Source organism: Xanthomonas sp. WHRI 1810A (genome assembly GCF_040202885.1).
GTDB lineage: Bacteria > Pseudomonadota > Gammaproteobacteria > Pseudomonadales > Pseudomonadaceae > Aquipseudomonas.
The window spans coordinates 249,117-263,085 of record NZ_JBEGED010000005.1 but is presented as its reverse complement, the minus strand read 5'-3'; the positions used below and the strand labels follow the sequence as shown (position 1 = coordinate 263,085).

At 61.4% G+C, this 13,969-nt stretch carries 17 protein-coding genes and 1 pseudogene; 8 read left to right on the top strand and 10 right to left on the bottom strand.

The genetic code is table 11. The features are described 5' to 3' along the window. Positions 1–7 precede the first annotated feature (7 nt). From ABQX22_RS10540 to ABQX22_RS10530, 3 genes are all read right to left on the bottom strand, one after another. A complete protein-coding gene (locus ABQX22_RS10540; protein WP_349799173.1) occupies positions 8–427 on the bottom strand; it encodes a hypothetical protein in 420 nt (139 codons plus the stop codon). Positions 428–567: 140 nt separating this feature from the next. Beyond that, positions 568–867, bottom strand: coding sequence for a YciI family protein (locus ABQX22_RS10535; RefSeq protein ID WP_349799171.1), 300 nt, complete (start codon positions 865–867; stop codon positions 568–570). Position 868: 1 nt separating this feature from the next. Continuing rightward, on the bottom strand, positions 869–1,489 hold the full coding sequence (locus tag ABQX22_RS10530) for a septation protein A (RefSeq protein WP_349799169.1): 621 nt from the start codon (positions 1,487–1,489) through the stop codon (positions 869–871). A 65-nt stretch (positions 1,490–1,554) separates the two neighbouring features. Between ABQX22_RS10530 and ABQX22_RS10525 the strand changes: the two genes are divergently transcribed. The 8 genes from ABQX22_RS10525 (at position 1,555) to arfB (ending at position 8,754) form a co-directional block, all read left to right on the top strand. Further along, positions 1,555–2,415 (top strand): PHP domain-containing protein, encoded by an 861-nt coding sequence (locus ABQX22_RS10525; protein WP_349799168.1) that lies wholly within the window; start codon positions 1,555–1,557, stop codon positions 2,413–2,415. A 13-nt stretch (positions 2,416–2,428) separates the two neighbouring features. Further along, positions 2,429–3,061 carry an L-threonylcarbamoyladenylate synthase gene (locus ABQX22_RS10520; RefSeq protein ID WP_349799166.1) on the top strand — a complete coding sequence of 211 codons (633 nt, stop codon included), beginning with the start codon at positions 2,429–2,431 and terminating at the stop codon, positions 3,059–3,061. A gap of 83 nt (positions 3,062–3,144) precedes the next feature. Continuing rightward, positions 3,145–3,876 carry a segregation and condensation protein A gene (locus ABQX22_RS10515; RefSeq protein ID WP_441005268.1) on the top strand — a complete coding sequence of 244 codons (732 nt, stop codon included), beginning with the start codon at positions 3,145–3,147 and terminating at the stop codon, positions 3,874–3,876. Between the two features lie 16 nt (positions 3,877–3,892). Then, complete coding sequence (gene scpB, locus ABQX22_RS10510) at positions 3,893–4,681, top strand: SMC-Scp complex subunit ScpB (RefSeq protein ID WP_349799164.1); 789 nt, start codon at positions 3,893–3,895, stop codon at positions 4,679–4,681. 134 nt (positions 4,682–4,815) lie between these two features. Further along, entirely contained in the window at positions 4,816–5,004 is a 189-nt protein-coding gene (locus ABQX22_RS10505; protein WP_349799162.1) for a DUF1289 domain-containing protein, read from the top strand. A 195-nt stretch (positions 5,005–5,199) separates the two neighbouring features. Then, positions 5,200–6,576, top strand: a complete 1,377-nt coding sequence (gene rluB, locus ABQX22_RS10500; protein ID WP_349799160.1) for a 23S rRNA pseudouridine(2605) synthase RluB — start codon at positions 5,200–5,202, stop codon at positions 6,574–6,576. A 224-nt stretch (positions 6,577–6,800) separates the two neighbouring features. Then, a complete protein-coding gene (locus ABQX22_RS10495; protein WP_349799158.1) occupies positions 6,801–8,195 on the top strand; it encodes an amino acid permease in 1,395 nt (464 codons plus the stop codon). A gap of 145 nt (positions 8,196–8,340) precedes the next feature. After that, the gene (arfB, locus tag ABQX22_RS10490) at positions 8,341–8,754 is read left to right on the top strand and encodes an alternative ribosome rescue aminoacyl-tRNA hydrolase ArfB (protein ID WP_349799156.1); all 414 of its coding nucleotides are present in this window, start codon (positions 8,341–8,343) and stop codon (positions 8,752–8,754) included. Positions 8,755–8,903: 149 nt separating this feature from the next. On the opposite strand, the gene ABQX22_RS10485 is transcribed toward arfB, so the two are convergent. The 7 genes and pseudogenes from ABQX22_RS10485 to ABQX22_RS10455 form a co-directional block, all read right to left on the bottom strand. Further along, a complete protein-coding gene (locus ABQX22_RS10485; protein WP_349799154.1) occupies positions 8,904–10,121 on the bottom strand; it encodes an MFS transporter in 1,218 nt (405 codons plus the stop codon). A gap of 185 nt (positions 10,122–10,306) precedes the next feature. Further along, complete coding sequence (locus ABQX22_RS10480; protein ID WP_349799152.1) at positions 10,307–10,486, bottom strand: hypothetical protein; 180 nt, start codon at positions 10,484–10,486, stop codon at positions 10,307–10,309. 99 nt (positions 10,487–10,585) lie between these two features. Next, entirely contained in the window at positions 10,586–10,723 is a 138-nt protein-coding gene (locus tag ABQX22_RS10475; RefSeq protein WP_349799150.1) for a hypothetical protein, read from the bottom strand. A 255-nt stretch (positions 10,724–10,978) separates the two neighbouring features. Continuing rightward, positions 10,979–12,169: an amino acid aminotransferase gene (locus tag ABQX22_RS10470; protein ID WP_349799148.1), complete on the bottom strand. Its 1,191-nt coding sequence runs from the start codon at positions 12,167–12,169 to the stop codon at positions 10,979–10,981. Further along, a complete protein-coding gene (locus ABQX22_RS10465; RefSeq protein WP_349799146.1) occupies positions 12,169–12,525 on the bottom strand; it encodes a 4a-hydroxytetrahydrobiopterin dehydratase in 357 nt (118 codons plus the stop codon). Before ABQX22_RS10465 ends, ABQX22_RS10470 begins: the two co-directional genes overlap by 1 nt. A 16-nt stretch (positions 12,526–12,541) precedes the next feature. Next, positions 12,542–13,354 (bottom strand): annotated as a pseudogene (phhA, locus tag ABQX22_RS10460) (phenylalanine 4-monooxygenase); the annotation flags it as partial. Positions 13,355–13,648: 294 nt separating this feature from the next. Then, positions 13,649–13,921 carry a DUF2790 domain-containing protein gene (locus tag ABQX22_RS10455; protein WP_349799143.1) on the bottom strand — a complete coding sequence of 91 codons (273 nt, stop codon included), beginning with the start codon at positions 13,919–13,921 and terminating at the stop codon, positions 13,649–13,651. Positions 13,922–13,969: the final 48 nt, after the last annotated feature.

Below are 13,969 nucleotides of genomic sequence, written 5' to 3'. Positions count from 1 at the left end.
GACTTACTCAATTTAGCCATTGCCGACGACGTCTGCGCCAACCGCTGGCAAAGATACCGCACAGCAAGGCAATCAGTGCAACGCCGCCACCGGCGACAAACCATTGTTGTTGCTCCGTCAGCACGCGTTGCGGCATGACGGACTGCGCTTCTTTGAGCTGCATTTTAAGCCTTTGGTTCTCTTGACGCAGACGGCTGAGCGCAATTGTTTCCTGCGCGGCGCCAGCCGATTGCAGCTGGCGGGCCAATTCTTCGCGCTGACGCTCGCTCTGCGCCAGTTTCTGGCGCACATCGCTGAGCTGGCTGGCGGTGCTGGGCAATGACAGCGCATAGCCTTCCGTATCGTTGGATTCCACACCCTGGGCACTGAGGGTGATCGCGGAAATGGCCAACAGGGCTGAAAGCAGACACCAAGGACCTGGACGCATCTGAACTCCTGACATTTAGCAAGCATGTGTCAGGTTGTCGGCACGGGGAGGGGAAAACTGAGCGGGGCGGGGCGCCTGACGGGATCATCCGGTCATGGGCACCGGATGATCGTCAACACAGGCAAGGGACGCGAAGCGGTTTACGGCAGGACTTGCTTGAACGGCTTGACCACCACGTGGGCGTAGACACCGGCCTTGACGTAAGGATCAGCGTCGGCCCAGGTCTGCGCAGCGCCGAGGGAGTCGAACTCGGCCACGATCAGGCTGCCGGTAAAACCCGCAGCGCCCGGATCGTTGCTGTCGACGGCGGGCATGGGCCCCGCCAGCACGACCCGGCCTTCGCTTTTCAGCGCGGTCAGGCGCTCGAGGTGCGCAGGGCGCGCTTGCAGGCGTTTATCCAGGGAGTCGGCGACGTCTGTGGCAACGATGGCGTAGAGCATGTCAGTCCTCGGTTTTCTTGGTGGCAGGTGTGGTCGAAGGCGCGGCTTCCGGGTCCACGTCATGCATGTGGCGGGCGAGGAACACGCCCTGGCCCAACAGGAACAGCAGCGTCATGCCCAGGCTGCCGAAGACTTTGAAGTCGACCCAGAATTCCTGATAAGTGAACGCAACGTACAGGTTGGCGGCGCCGCAGAAGATAAAGAACACGATCCAGGCGATGTTCAGTTTGGTCCAGATGGCCTGAGGCAATGTCAGCGCGTGGCCCATGATGCGCTGGATCAGCAGGCGATTGCCGATGAAGTGGCTGCCCGCGAAGACCAGTGCAAACAGCCAGTTGACCACCGGCGCTTTCCACTTGAGGAAGGTTTCGCTGTGAAAGGCCAGTGTGAGGCTGCCGAACACCAGACAGGCAACCAATGTCAGCCACTGGCTTTTTTCCAGCCGGCCCTGCTTCACGAACAGAATGCCGTAGACCACGATGGAGCTGGCGATCAGCATGGCGGTGGCGCTGAAAATGCCGCCGACCATGACGCTGTGGCCCATGACGTCAACAGCGTGGGGGTCGATCTTGTAGACGATGAAAAACAGGATTAACGGGATGAAGTCGATGAATTGTTTCACAGTAAGAGCCAGAAGCTGGATGTGGCGGCATAATAACAAACATCAATGACTGCGAAAGCGCCCCTATGAATGTCGATCTGCACTGCCACAGCACCGCCTCCGACGGTGGCCTCGCGCCCGCCGTACTGGTTGCACGTGCCCACGAGAATGGCGTGCGGGTCCTGGCGCTGACCGATCACGACACCCTCGAAGGGCTTGAAGAGGCCCGCGCTGCGGCGCTTGCACTGGATATGCAGCTGATCAACGGGGTGGAGTTGTCCTGCACCTGGGGCGGCGCCACCATCCATGTTCTGGGCTATGGTTTCGACGTCAAGGCGCAGGTTCTAGTCGACGCCATCGAGCAATTGCACCATGGGCGGTGGTTGCGCGCCGAGGAAATCAGTCGCAAATTGGCGATGAAAGGTATGCCCGGAGCGCTCGAAGGGGCTCGCGCCATCCAACAGGCCCTGGGCGACAGCGGCAATGCGCCGGCCCGACCGCACTTTGCCGACTTCATGGTGGCGCAGGGTTACGTCAAGGATCGCGCCGAGGCGTTCCGCAAATGGCTGGGCGCCGGCAAGCTGGGCGACGTCAAGCAGCACTGGCCAACCCTGGAAGACACCGTTGCGACCCTGCGCGCCGCCAACGCCTGGGTCAGCCTCGCGCACCCCTGGCACTACGACTTCACCCGCAGCAAACGACGTAAACTGGTCGCCGATTTCCTTCAGGCCGGCGGCCATGCCATTGAAGTTGTCAACGGCCTGCAACCTGCCGATCAGGTGGGCAGTCTGGCGATATTGGCCCGTGAATTTGGTCTGCTGGTCAGTGCCGGCAGTGACTTTCATGCCCCCGGGGGCTGGTCCGAGATCGGCGTTTACCGCCCGTTACCCGAGGATCTGCCGCCACTTTGGTGTCGATTCAAAAATGAACAGCCTACTGCCGTCTGAACAGGAAGATACCGTGAGTCAATTTTTCCAGGTGCACCCGGAGAATCCCCAGGCGCGTCTGATCAAGCAAGCTGTGGAAATCATCAGGGCGGGCGGGTTGGTGGTGTACCCCACCGACTCCTCCTACGCCCTGGGCTGCCAGATGGGTGACAAAAATGCCGTCGAACGCATTCGCCGTCTGCGCCAACTGGACGACAAGCACAACTTCACGCTGATGTGCTGCGACCTCTCGCAACTGAGCATGTTCGCCAAGGTCGACACCACCGCGTTTCGGGTGCTCAAGGCCCACACGCCGGGGCCGTACACCTTTATTCTCAGCGCGACCCGCGACGTGCCGCGTCTGGTGCTGCACCCCAAGCGCCGGACCATCGGCCTGCGGGTGCCGCGTCACCCGATTGCCCAAGCGCTGCTGCAAGAGCTGGGCGAGCCGCTGATGAGCGTGAGCCTGATTCTGCCCGGCGAAACCGTGCCGATGAGCGATCCGTTCGACATGCGCGAGGTGCTGGAGCATCAGGTCGACCTGATCATCGACGCCGGCATCGGCGGGATCACGGCGTCCACCGTGGTCAATCTCAGCGACGGCGAACCGACGGTGATCCGTGTGGGTTGTGGCGATCCGACGCCGTTCAGGGCCGACGCCGAGTGACCGAGGTCCAGACGCTCGACAGCCAGGCAGGCGCGCAACAGGAGTTGCCGTTTGCCCTGGTCTACGGGCAGGCCGTCACTCAGATGCCGCTGGACCTGTACATCCCGCCGGACGCGCTGGAAGTGTTCCTCGAAGCCTTCGAAGGCCCGCTGGATTTGCTGCTGTACCTGATCCGCAAACAGAACATCAACATCCTCGACATTCCCGTGGCGGAAATCACCCGGCAGTACATGGGTTACGTAGAGCTGATGAAAACCGTGCGCCTGGAGCTGGCGGCGGAGTACCTGGTCATGGCGGCGATGCTGGCCGAGATCAAGTCGCGGATGCTGCTGCCGCGCTCTGAGGCCGCCGAACAGGAAGAAGACGACCCGCGCGCCGAACTGATCCGCCGGCTGCAGGAATACGAGCGCTTCAAGGCCGCCGCCGAAGGCATCGACCAGCTCTCGCGCATCGGTCGCGACGTGGTGGTGCCTCGGCTTGACGCGCCTGAGGCCCGTGCGCGCAAGCTGGTGCCGGACGTCAGCCTGGAAGAGCTGCTGATGTCCATGGCCGAAGTGCTGCACCGGGGCGATATGTTCGAGAGCCATCAGGTCAGCCGTGAGGCGTTGTCCACCCGCGAACGCATGAGTGATGTACTGGAGCGACTGAAGGGCGGTGGCTTCGTCCCGTTCGCCGAGCTGTTCACCGCCGAAGAAGGGCGTCTGGGCGTGGTCGTGACCTTCATGGCGGTCCTGGAGCTGGTCAAGGAATCCCTCGTCGAACTGGTGCAGAACGAACCGTTTGCCGTCATTCATGTGCGTGCGCGAGCCGAATAAGAGCTGGATCTGATCGATGAACCTCAACGAACCCCGCGAGCTGGCAACCCTGCTCGAAGCTTTTTTGCTGGCCTCCGGTAAACCGCAATCCCTTGAGCGGCTGTACGAGCTGTTCGAAGAGGGCGAGCGCCCGGAGCCGCCGGTGTTCAAGAAAGCGCTGGAGGTGCTGCGCAAGTCCTGCGACAACCGGGCGTTCGAACTCAAGGAAGTCGCCTCCGGCTATCGCCTGCAGATCCGCGAGAAATTTTCGCCGTGGGTCGGTCGCTTATGGGAGGAGCGGCCCCAGCGTTATTCCCGCGCCTTGCTGGAAACCATGGCGCTGATTGCCTACCGCCAGCCGATTACCCGGGGCGAGATCGAGGACGTGCGGGGCGTGGCGGTCAACACCAACATTGTCAAGACGCTCCTTGAGCGCGAGTGGGTGCGGATCGTGGGCTACCGCGACGTGCCGGGCAAACCGGCGATGTTCGCCACCACCAAGGCTTTTCTCGATCACTTCAACCTGAAAAACCTCGACGAACTGCCACCGCTGGCCGACTTGCGACAGCTGGAGCCGGACCCGATCCTGGACTTCGACGACGCGCCGGTGCCCGCGCATCTGCAGGCCTTGGCCGACGCCAGCCTGCCGCCCATCGACGGCGAACCTGAACCGGTGCGTGACGAAACCAGTTTCCGCAGCCTGTTGGTGGAGCTGGACTCCATGGAGAAAGGCCTGAAAATTGATTTCGACGATTTATTGGTCGATCCGCTCGACGCGGAGTCAGATTGGGAAGATGAGCCGCGAGATGATGAAGAATCGCGGTAGGTAAATTGGTTCCACCCCTGTAGGAGCGCGCTTGCCCGCGAATACGATCTGTCCGCAACGGATGTGTTGTTTGACACGACGCCATCGCGGGCAAGCGCGCTCCTACAAGGGTCGTCCACCATTCAGGTCAGCCCATGAGCACTAAATCCCCCTGCATCAGCCTCTGTAAATTCACCGACGACATCTGCATCGGCTGTGGCCGTAGCAAGCGTGAAATCAAGTCGTGGAAGAAGATGGAAAAGGACGAGAAGCGTTCGGTACTGGCCGAGTCCGCCATGCGTCTGATCAAGCTCAAGGCCGCCGGTCGTAAGAAAAAGAAGTGAGTCAGGGCTTTTCGACTAGTCTCTGGTGCGCAACGCTCGCCATGGGCGTATGATTCGCGACCTTTTGGCGATCCATACCCGCCACGAGGCTTTTTTAGTATTCCGCCAGCGCGCCTTCTTAGTAGAAGCAGGCGCCAGGCAACCGGGCCGTGCTTTGTCGAGCATGGCCTGATCGACACACCGGGAGGTGCCCAGATGAGTGACAAAGACAAGCAGGACAGCCAGGAAATCGGCCCAGCAGGCGAAAAGCTGCAAAAAGTACTGGCGCGCATCGGCGTCGGTTCTCGCCGAGACGTAGAAGCCTGGATCACCCAGGGCCGGGTCAAGGTCAACGGCAAGGACGCAAACCTCGGTCTGCGCGTCGACTTGCACGACGCCATCACCGTTGACGGTCGCGTTATCAAGCGTGAAGAAGCCGCTGAAACCGTCCGCCGCGTCATCATGTACAACAAACCAGACGGCGAAATCTGCACCCGTGACGACCCCGAAGGTCGCCCGACCGTATTCGATCGTCTGCCAAAGCCTAAAGAAGGTCGCTGGATCAACGTCGGTCGTCTGGACATCAACACCACCGGTTTGCTGATGTTCACCACCGATGGCGAGCTGGCCAACCGTTTGATGCACCCCTCGTTCGAAATGGACCGTGAATACGCCGTCCGGGTGCGTGGCGAAGTCGATGACGACATGCTGCTGCGCCTGAAGAATGGCGTGATCCTCGAAGACGGTCCTGCTCGCTTCACCGACATCCAGCAAGCGCCGGGCGGTGAAGGCTTCAACCACTGGTACCACTGCGTGGTCATGGAAGGGCGTAACCGTGAGGTTCGTCGTCTGTGGGAATCCCAAGGCTTGGTGGTCAGCCGCCTCAAACGCGTGCGTTATGGCCCGGTATTCCTGAACTCCGACCTGCCCATGGGCCGCTGGCGCGAAATGAGCCAGTACGAAGTCGACACCCTCAGCGCCGAAGTCGGCCTGACACCCGTCGCCATGCCGCAGATGAACGCCAAGACCAAGGACAAGATGGAGCGCTTGCAGCGCCAGTCATCGCGTCCGTTGGGCAAAGGCGAGCGCGTGCGTAACGTGCGTCCGGCCAAAGATGCCGCCGGTGCCGAGCGCCCCGTGCGCGAGCCGCGTCCTGCGATTGGCAGCGATCGCCCGGTGCGCGAGCCGCGTCCTGCGATTGGCAGTGATCGTCCAGCCCGCGACTCTCGTGGCGAAACGGGTGACCGTCCAGCCCGTGATCCGCGTTATGCGGTCGGTGAAAAGCGTCCGGCCCGTGAGCCGCGTGTGCCTGAAGGCGAGCGTGTGCGTCCGGCCGGCAAGCCGCAGGACGGGGGTCGCGGTCAGCGCACACCACGTCCACCGGTGGGCGGTCGCTCCGAAGGTCGCGGCGACAGCAGCCGTGGCACGCCGGTGGCCGAACGTCCAGGCGACATGAACAAACGTCCGGCCAAGCCAAAGCCTTCGCGCCCCGGCATCAAACTGGTGGACGACAAGACCCCATCGGGCAAGCGCCGCGGGCCTCCAGCAGGCTCCGGTCAGCGTCCGGGCTTCGGTCGTCGCAAGCCTGAGTGATGGTGGCTTGAAATAAAAAAACGCCAGTCGAGAGACTGGCGTTTTTTTTTGTCTTTTTATTGCAAGAGTGCGCTTGCCCGCGAAGGCAGTTTGTCTACAACGACGGTGTTGTTTGACATGACGCCATCGCGGGCAAGCGCGCTCCTACAACGGAATTCGATCCCGCGTTGCCAGGCACCGGTGTACAATGCGCGCCGTTTTTTGTGTCCTTAGTGAGCAAGCATATGGCCCCGTCGGGTGAGTTGAAACGTGGTCTCAAAAACCGTCATATCCAGCTGATCGCCCTGGGCGGTGCCATCGGCACGGGGTTGTTCCTGGGGTCGGCGGGCGTGCTCAAGTCGGCGGGTCCGTCGATGATTCTCGGCTATGCCCTGTGTGGCTTCATCGCCTTCCTGATCATGCGCCAGCTGGGTGAAATGATCGTCGAAGAGCCGGTGGCCGGGTCATTCAGCCATTTCGCGCACCAATACTGGGGCGGTTTCGCCGGCTTCCTGTCCGGCTGGAATTGCTGGGTCCTGTACATTCTGGTGGGCATGTCCGAGCTGACGGCGGTCGGCAAGTACGTGCACTACTGGTGGCCGGACGTCCCGACCTGGGCCTCGGCGGCGGTGTTCTTCGTGATGATCAACGCCATCAACCTGGCCAACGTGAAAGTCTTTGGCGAAGCGGAGTTCTGGTTCGCCATCATCAAGGTGGTCGCCATCGTCGGCATGATTGCCCTGGGCAGTTACCTGCTGGTCAGTGGCAACGGCGGCCCGCAGGCGTCGGTGAGCAATCTGTGGGACCACGGCGGGTTCTTCCCCCACGGCATCAGCGGCTTGGTGATGGCGCTGGCGTTCATCATGTTCTCCTTCGGTGGCCTGGAAATGCTCGGTTTTACCGCCGCCGAAGCCGATCAGCCGAAAGTCATCATTCCCAAGGCCATCAATCAGGTGATCTACCGCATCCTGATTTTCTACATCGGCTCGCTGGTGGTGCTGTTGTCGCTGACCCCGTGGGACGCGCTGTTGAACACACTTAATGCGTCCGGCGATGCCTACAGCGGCAGCCCGTTTGTGCAGGTGTTCTCGATGCTCGGCAGCAACACGGCCGCGCACATTCTCAACTTCGTGGTGCTGACCGCCGCGCTGTCGGTGTACAACAGCGGCACCTATTGCAACGCGCGCATGCTGTTCGGGATGGCTGAGCAGGGTGACGCGCCGCGGTCCCTGGCGCGGGTGGACCGTCGCGGTGTGCCGGTGCGGGCGATTCTGGTGTCGGCCGCAGTGACAGTGATCGCGGTGCTGCTCAACTACCTGATTCCGCAGAGTGCGCTGGAGCTGCTGATGTCGCTGGTGGTGGCCACGCTGGTGATCAACTGGGCGATGATCAGCTACTCGCACCTGAAGTTTCGCCAGCACATGAACCGCACCGGCCAGGTGCCGCTGTTCAAGGCGCTGTGGGCCCCGTACGGGAATTACGTCTGCCTGGCGTTCGTGGCGTTGATTCTGGTGATCATGCTGCTGATCCCGGGCATCCGCGTGTCGGTGTTCGCGATCCCGGTGTGGTTGCTGGCGATGTGGGGGTTTTATGGGGTCAAGAACAAACGGAGTTTGGCCGGTGAGGCGATGGTCAAGTGAGCCACCGACACGGTTGTAGGAGCGCGCTTGCCCGCGATGAGGTGGGTACATTCGACCTGTTTCTGTCGACTGAAAAGGCTTTTCGCGGGCAAGCGCGCTCCTACAATGGGATGCTGGTCGCGTCAGAAATCGCACAGGGTTCCCCATGCTGATCATCTCCAACAACGTGCACTTGCCCGACGCCGAGGTCGAGCTGACCGCTATCCGTGCACAGGGCGCGGGCGGGCAGAACGTCAACAAAGTGTCCAGCGCCATGCACCTGCGTTTCGACATCAACGCCTCATCTTTGCCGCCGTTCTACAAGGAACGTCTGCTGGCGTTGCGCGACAGCCGGATCACCGGCGATGGCGTGATCATCATCAAGGCCCAGTCGTACCGCACGCAGGAACAGAACCGCGCCGATGCGCTGGAGCGCTTGAGTGAGCTGATCGTCAATGCGGGGAAGGTCGAGAAGAAGCGGCGGCCGACCAAGCCGACCCTGGGCTCCAAGACCCGCCGCCTTGAGTCGAAGAACAAACGCGGGTCGATCAAGGCCGGGCGGGGCAAGGTGGATTTCTAAACCCATGGAGTGCTGCTTCTGCCGAAGGCATGAGAGCCTGGCTTGCCAGCGATCTGCCGGGGACCGGCAGTGAATCCTGGGCACGCGGTATAACTGACCTTCTGTGCGACGTTGTTCAGGACGACCAGGCCGTAACGGGCGCCGATGAATCAGGCGTCCACCACCACCTTCTCCCGCGTCACCTTGGCCTGCTTGTACAGATAAACGCTCAACCCCAACCCGCCCAGCGACGCCAGCGCCGCGAACAGGAAGATCGACGCAAAGCCAAAGCCCGCCGCCACGGCGCCCGCCACCGGTCCGGTGATCCCCAGCGACAGGTCGATGAACAGCGAGTAAGCCCCCACCGCCGCACCGCGACTGGACGCCGGCACCAGATTCACCGCCTCGACCCCCAGCGCCGGGAACACCAGCGAGAAGCCAAACCCGGTCAGCGCCGCGCCGGCCAGTGCCAGATTGGGATTAGGCGCCAGCCACAGCAACAACAAGCCCGCCGTCTCAACCGACAGACACGCAATCGCCACCTGGAAGCCGCCGATGCGGTTGATCATCCGGCCGAACAACAGACGCGCGCCAATAAAGCAGCCGCCGAACAGGCTCAGGCACAACACGGCGTTGGGCCATGCATGGCTGGCGTAATACAGCGTAATGAACGTGGCGATGGTGCCAAAACCAATGGAGCCCAGCGCCAGCCCCGTGCCATGGGGCAACACCAGCCCCAACACATGCATGAACGGCAGGCGCTCGCCGTGCACGATAGGCGCCGGGGTTTTCTTCCAGGCCAGCGCGATGCCGAGACCCGCCAGCAAGATGATGCTCACCCCCATGCTCCACAGGCCCAGGCCGTGGACCAGAAACACCCCCAGTGGCGCGCCGATCGCCAGCGCGCCGTAGCTGGCAATGCCGTTCCAGGAGATGACTTTGGCGGTGTTCTGCGAACCGACCCGGCCGATGCCCCAGCCAATCGAACCCGAACCCACCAGGCTTTCCGCGCTGCCCAGCACCAGGCGACCGATGAACAGGCTGATCAGGCTCATCATCGGCCAGCTTTCCAGCAGGTCCGCCAGGAGCATGAATACGCCGCTGAGGCCGCAGCCCGCCAGGCCGATCAGTACCGCCTTTTTGCTGCCGTGGGTATCGATATAGCGGCTGGAATAGGGGCGGCTGAGCAACGTGGCGAGGTACTGAATGCTGATCACCAGACCGGCGGCGATGGCGCCGAAACCGAGGTCGGTGTGCACGTAGCCGGGCAACACGGCCAGTGGAATGCCGATGTTCAGGTAGCCGATGAACGTGAACAGAACAATGGAAACGACCTGCAGCGTGACGGCCATAGGGCGTTGGGTTGCGGCGCGCGAAGCGTCTGGCATGACATCAATCCGGTTACGACAGGGAGGGTGAGGCGAGGGGTGATTCAGGATTCAGCGTAGACGCTCAACCTGAGCGACACCGCCATCATAACGAGGGTTGCCACGGGATGGCAGGTCAAGCATGAACAGAAGCCAAATGAATTGCAGATTATGTCGTCAGGTGCGCGGCGAACGTGTCCACCCGCTTACTTATCCACAGGTGCAACCAGTTGCGTGGTCACCAGCGCAGCCAGTGCATTTTCCTGAGTGCCGAAGCGCGCCAGCAGGGCGTTCTGTTTTTCGGGGCTCAGGCGGGTCCAGATGTCGATCATCTTTTCGGCGGTGCCGATCAGGGCCTGGGCTTGTGTTTCGGTGAAGTCGGACATGGTTTTCTCAACTCGAGCATTTCAGCCCTTATGGAAATACACCTTGAAGACGTTCTTCCGTAGGGGCTGAAAATCAGCCTGTTGCGTCGGCCTGAGCCGTTAGCGCGGGCGTTGTGCTTGCTTGACGGGATCACGCTTGGAGCTTGCCTTCATCTCGATCGGCTGACCGAGTTCCTGGCGGGCTGCCGCGCTTTGCTGCGGTGTGCTTGGGAAGGGGAAGTTGGGGATTTCATGCATCGTCGTCGCTCCTCACAAGTATTGCTGGCAGTGGAACAGCACGTTGGAAAACGCAGGCTGAGGATACAGCACAACAAATGACAAACAGACTTTTAATGTGACCCGTTTGTCATGTGCGGAAACTTTATGGCCGGTGATCGACCTAGAACGGTGTAGGAGCGCGCTTGCCCGCGATGACGTCGGCACCTCACCCTCCATGGCGCCTGATCCAGCGCCAATCGCGGGCAAGCGCGCTCCTACAGGTTATTCATGCCTTTAACACACCGCTGCAATCGCCGCTGCCAGCGCATCAAGCCGTGTCGCATCGATCCCGGCCACGTTGGCCCGTCCGGCATTGACCATGTACACGCTGTGCTCATGGCGCAGACGTGCGACCTGCTCGTCGTTCAGCCCGGTGTAGGAAAACATCCCACGCTGCACGCCGATGTGGGCGAAGCGTTCGCCCAGGCCCAGCGGGGTCAAGGCTTCCACCAGCCCCTGACGCAATTGCGCGATGCGGCTGCGCATTTCCTCGACTTCCTCCGCCCACAGGGCTTTGAGCTCCGGATCGCCCAGAATCTCGGCCACGACAGCAGCGCCATGGTCAGGCGGGTTGGACCAAAGGTTACGAGCGGTCGCCGATAACTGACTGCGCACATCGGCCAGCTTTTCAGTGCTGGCTGCGCAGACCAGCAATGCGCCGGTCCGCTCCCGGTACAGACCGAAGTTTTTCGAGCAGGAACTGGTAATCAGCAACTCAGGCAGCTCGGCGGCAAACAGCCTGACGGACCACGCGTCTTGCTCCAGGCCATCGCCGAAGCCCTGATAGGCGAAGTCGATCAGCGGCAGCAGGTTGCGCGCCTTGACGATCTCCAGCACCGCGCGCCAGTCGTCCTGGGACAGATCGAAGCCAGTGGGGTTGTGGCAGCAGGCGTGAAGCAGCACCACGTCGCCTTTGGGAATCCGGTTCAGGGTGTCGAGCATGGCCTCGACATTCAGCCGGTTGTCGCTGCCCACGTACGGGTAGTGACTGACCTTCAGGCCCGCAGCGGCGTAGATGGTTTCGTGAATCGGCCAGGTCGGGTCGCTGAGCCAGATGCCCTTGCCCGGCAGGCAATTGCGGATGAAGTCGGCGCTCAAGCGCAACGCGCCGGTGCCGCCCGGGGTCTGGGTGGCGCCGACCCGTCGATCACGAATCAGCGGGGATTCGGCGCCCAGAACCAGATCACAGATCAACGTGCCGAAACGCGGTTCGCCGTGGCCGCCGATGTAGGTCTTGGTCGGCTGCGAATCCACCAGCCGCTGTTCGGCCAGCTTCACCGCACGGGGAATGGTGGTCCGGCCCTGCGCATCCTTGTAGACACCGACGCCGAGGTCGAACTTGTTCGGGTTCGGGTCTTTGGCGTAGGCCTGAATCAGCCCCAGGATCGGATCATCGGGTACACGTTGAATCTCGGAGAAATGCATTACTTGCGGCCCTCGGCGCCGTTGGCCACCTCGTCGGTGCGGGCGGCCATGATGAAATCGTTGCGGTGCAGCCCTTTGATCGAGTGGCTCCACCAGGTGACGGTCACTTTGCCCCATTCGGTGAGCAGGGCGGGGTGGTGACCTTCAGCCTCGGCAATTTCGCCGACCGCGTTAGTAAACGCCAGCGCAAATTTGAAATTCTTGAATGCGAAGACTTTTTCCAGCTGCATTACGCCGTCGCGCACTTCGGTGTTCCAGTCGGGGATCTGCTGGAGCAGTGCCGGCAGTTCGGCGTCGCTGACGTGGGGCGCGTCGGCACGGCAGGCTTCGCAGTGGGCTTGGTTCAACGAGGTCATGATGGGGGTTTCCTGATCAGGCGGCATTGGGTTTGGAGGGCTGCTGTCTTGGGGCAAAGCGGGGGGCGTGCAAGCCCAGGTCCGTGGCCTGATTGACCAGGCCCATGATGTCTTCGTGGGCCAGTTCGAACAGCCGCGCAAGCGCCGGCAACACAAAATACACCGGCTGCAGGATATCGATGCGGTAGGGCGTGCGCATGGCTTCCACGGGATCGAACGCCTGATGCGCCGGCGCGGTGGACAGGCTGTACAGCGTTTCCCTGGGCGAGGACAGAATACCCCCGCCATAGATTTTCAGGCCGTTGGCGGTTTGCACCAGGCCGAACTCGATGGTCATCCAGTACAACCGCGCCAGGTACACGCGTTGTTCCTTGCTGGCGGCCAGGCCGAGCTTGCCGTAGGTGTGGGTGAATTCGGCAAACCCCGGATTGGTCAGCAGGGGGCAGTGTCCGAAGACTTCATGGAAGATATCCGGCTCTTGCAGGTAGTCCAGGTCCTCGCGACGGCGAATGAAGGTCGCCACCGGAAACTGCTTGTTCGCCAGCAATTCAAAAAACCGCTGGAAGGGGATCAGTGCCGGGACGCGGGTCACTTGCCAGCCGGTGGTGGCGTTCAGCACCCGGTTGATGTCCCCCAGCTGCGGAATGCGGTCATGGGGCAGGCCCAGTTGATCGATGCCCGCCAGGTACTCGTCGCACGCGCGGCCCTCGATCACGTCCAGTTGCCGCGCGACCAGGGTCTTCCACACCTCATGTTCGGCGTCGGGGTAGTCAATGAACCCGTGGGCATCCGGCTCGCGCGCTATGTATGCGCTGTGCTTCATGCTGCTCTCCCGTGTTTTTTGTTTTACAGAGCGTCGTTCTCAAGGAGCAGCGCTGAACGCGGCCCACAGTACTTATAGCGCGAATCAGCGATGGGAGGCGGGTTGTCTGGCGTATATACAGTCCGTGATTAACGGTGAATGACTGTTCTCAATGAGCGTGATCGGGAAGTTCAATCAGCCAAAGTAGTTATTCAAGGAACTTGGCGGATACTTGATGTGTCGAGCCGTTCATATCAGGGCGATATAAACAGACACGCCCCGCGGGACTGTCCCGCAGGGCGTTGAGTACGCTTTGATTAATCAACCGTTGCTGCAGCCGTTGCCCATCACTTGGTATTCCATGATATGGCGCTGACCCTTGGAGTCTTCGTACGTCATGTGCTGGGGAACGACCTGGCAGACATTTGGTACTGCGTCGAGTGAAATGACTTTGGCGATGTCCGGGTGGCTGGAGTAGGTGTACTGCTCGACGGCCACGCGTTGCTGCTGGGCGGCAACTTTGGCCTCTGATTCTTCCGCCATTGCCAATGTGCTGAAACCACAAAGAGCCAGTACAACCAGTGCAGCTTTCATTACAAGTTACCTCAAAGATATTTAATGTGTATCTGCGTCCCAGTATTT

Bases quoted from the DNA above. Each gene is read 5' to 3' on its own strand.
- ABQX22_RS10540 (WP_349799173.1), bottom strand. From the start codon at position 427: ATGCGTCCAGGTCCTTGGTGTCTGCTTTCAGCCCTGTTGGCCATTTCC.
- ABQX22_RS10535 (WP_349799171.1), bottom strand. From the start codon at position 867: ATGCTCTACGCCATCGTTGCCACAGACGTCGCCGACTCCCTGGATAAA.
- ABQX22_RS10525 (WP_349799168.1), top strand. From the start codon at position 1,555: ATGAATGTCGATCTGCACTGCCACAGCACCGCCTCCGACGGTGGCCTC.
- ABQX22_RS10515 (WP_441005268.1), top strand. From the start codon at position 3,145: ATGCCGCTGGACCTGTACATCCCGCCGGACGCGCTGGAAGTGTTCCTC.
- scpB (WP_349799164.1), top strand. From the start codon at position 3,893: ATGAACCTCAACGAACCCCGCGAGCTGGCAACCCTGCTCGAAGCTTTT.
- ABQX22_RS10505 (WP_349799162.1), top strand. From the start codon at position 4,816: ATGAGCACTAAATCCCCCTGCATCAGCCTCTGTAAATTCACCGACGAC.
- rluB (WP_349799160.1), top strand. From the start codon at position 5,200: ATGAGTGACAAAGACAAGCAGGACAGCCAGGAAATCGGCCCAGCAGGC.
- ABQX22_RS10495 (WP_349799158.1), top strand. From the start codon at position 6,801: ATGGCCCCGTCGGGTGAGTTGAAACGTGGTCTCAAAAACCGTCATATC.
- arfB (WP_349799156.1), top strand. From the start codon at position 8,341: ATGCTGATCATCTCCAACAACGTGCACTTGCCCGACGCCGAGGTCGAG.
- ABQX22_RS10485 (WP_349799154.1), bottom strand. From the start codon at position 10,121: ATGCCAGACGCTTCGCGCGCCGCAACCCAACGCCCTATGGCCGTCACG.
- ABQX22_RS10480 (WP_349799152.1), bottom strand. From the start codon at position 10,486: ATGTCCGACTTCACCGAAACACAAGCCCAGGCCCTGATCGGCACCGCC.
- ABQX22_RS10475 (WP_349799150.1), bottom strand. From the start codon at position 10,723: ATGCATGAAATCCCCAACTTCCCCTTCCCAAGCACACCGCAGCAAAGC.
- ABQX22_RS10470 (WP_349799148.1), bottom strand. From the start codon at position 12,169: ATGCATTTCTCCGAGATTCAACGTGTACCCGATGATCCGATCCTGGGG.
- ABQX22_RS10465 (WP_349799146.1), bottom strand. From the start codon at position 12,525: ATGACCTCGTTGAACCAAGCCCACTGCGAAGCCTGCCGTGCCGACGCG.
- ABQX22_RS10455 (WP_349799143.1), bottom strand. From the start codon at position 13,921: ATGAAAGCTGCACTGGTTGTACTGGCTCTTTGTGGTTTCAGCACATTG.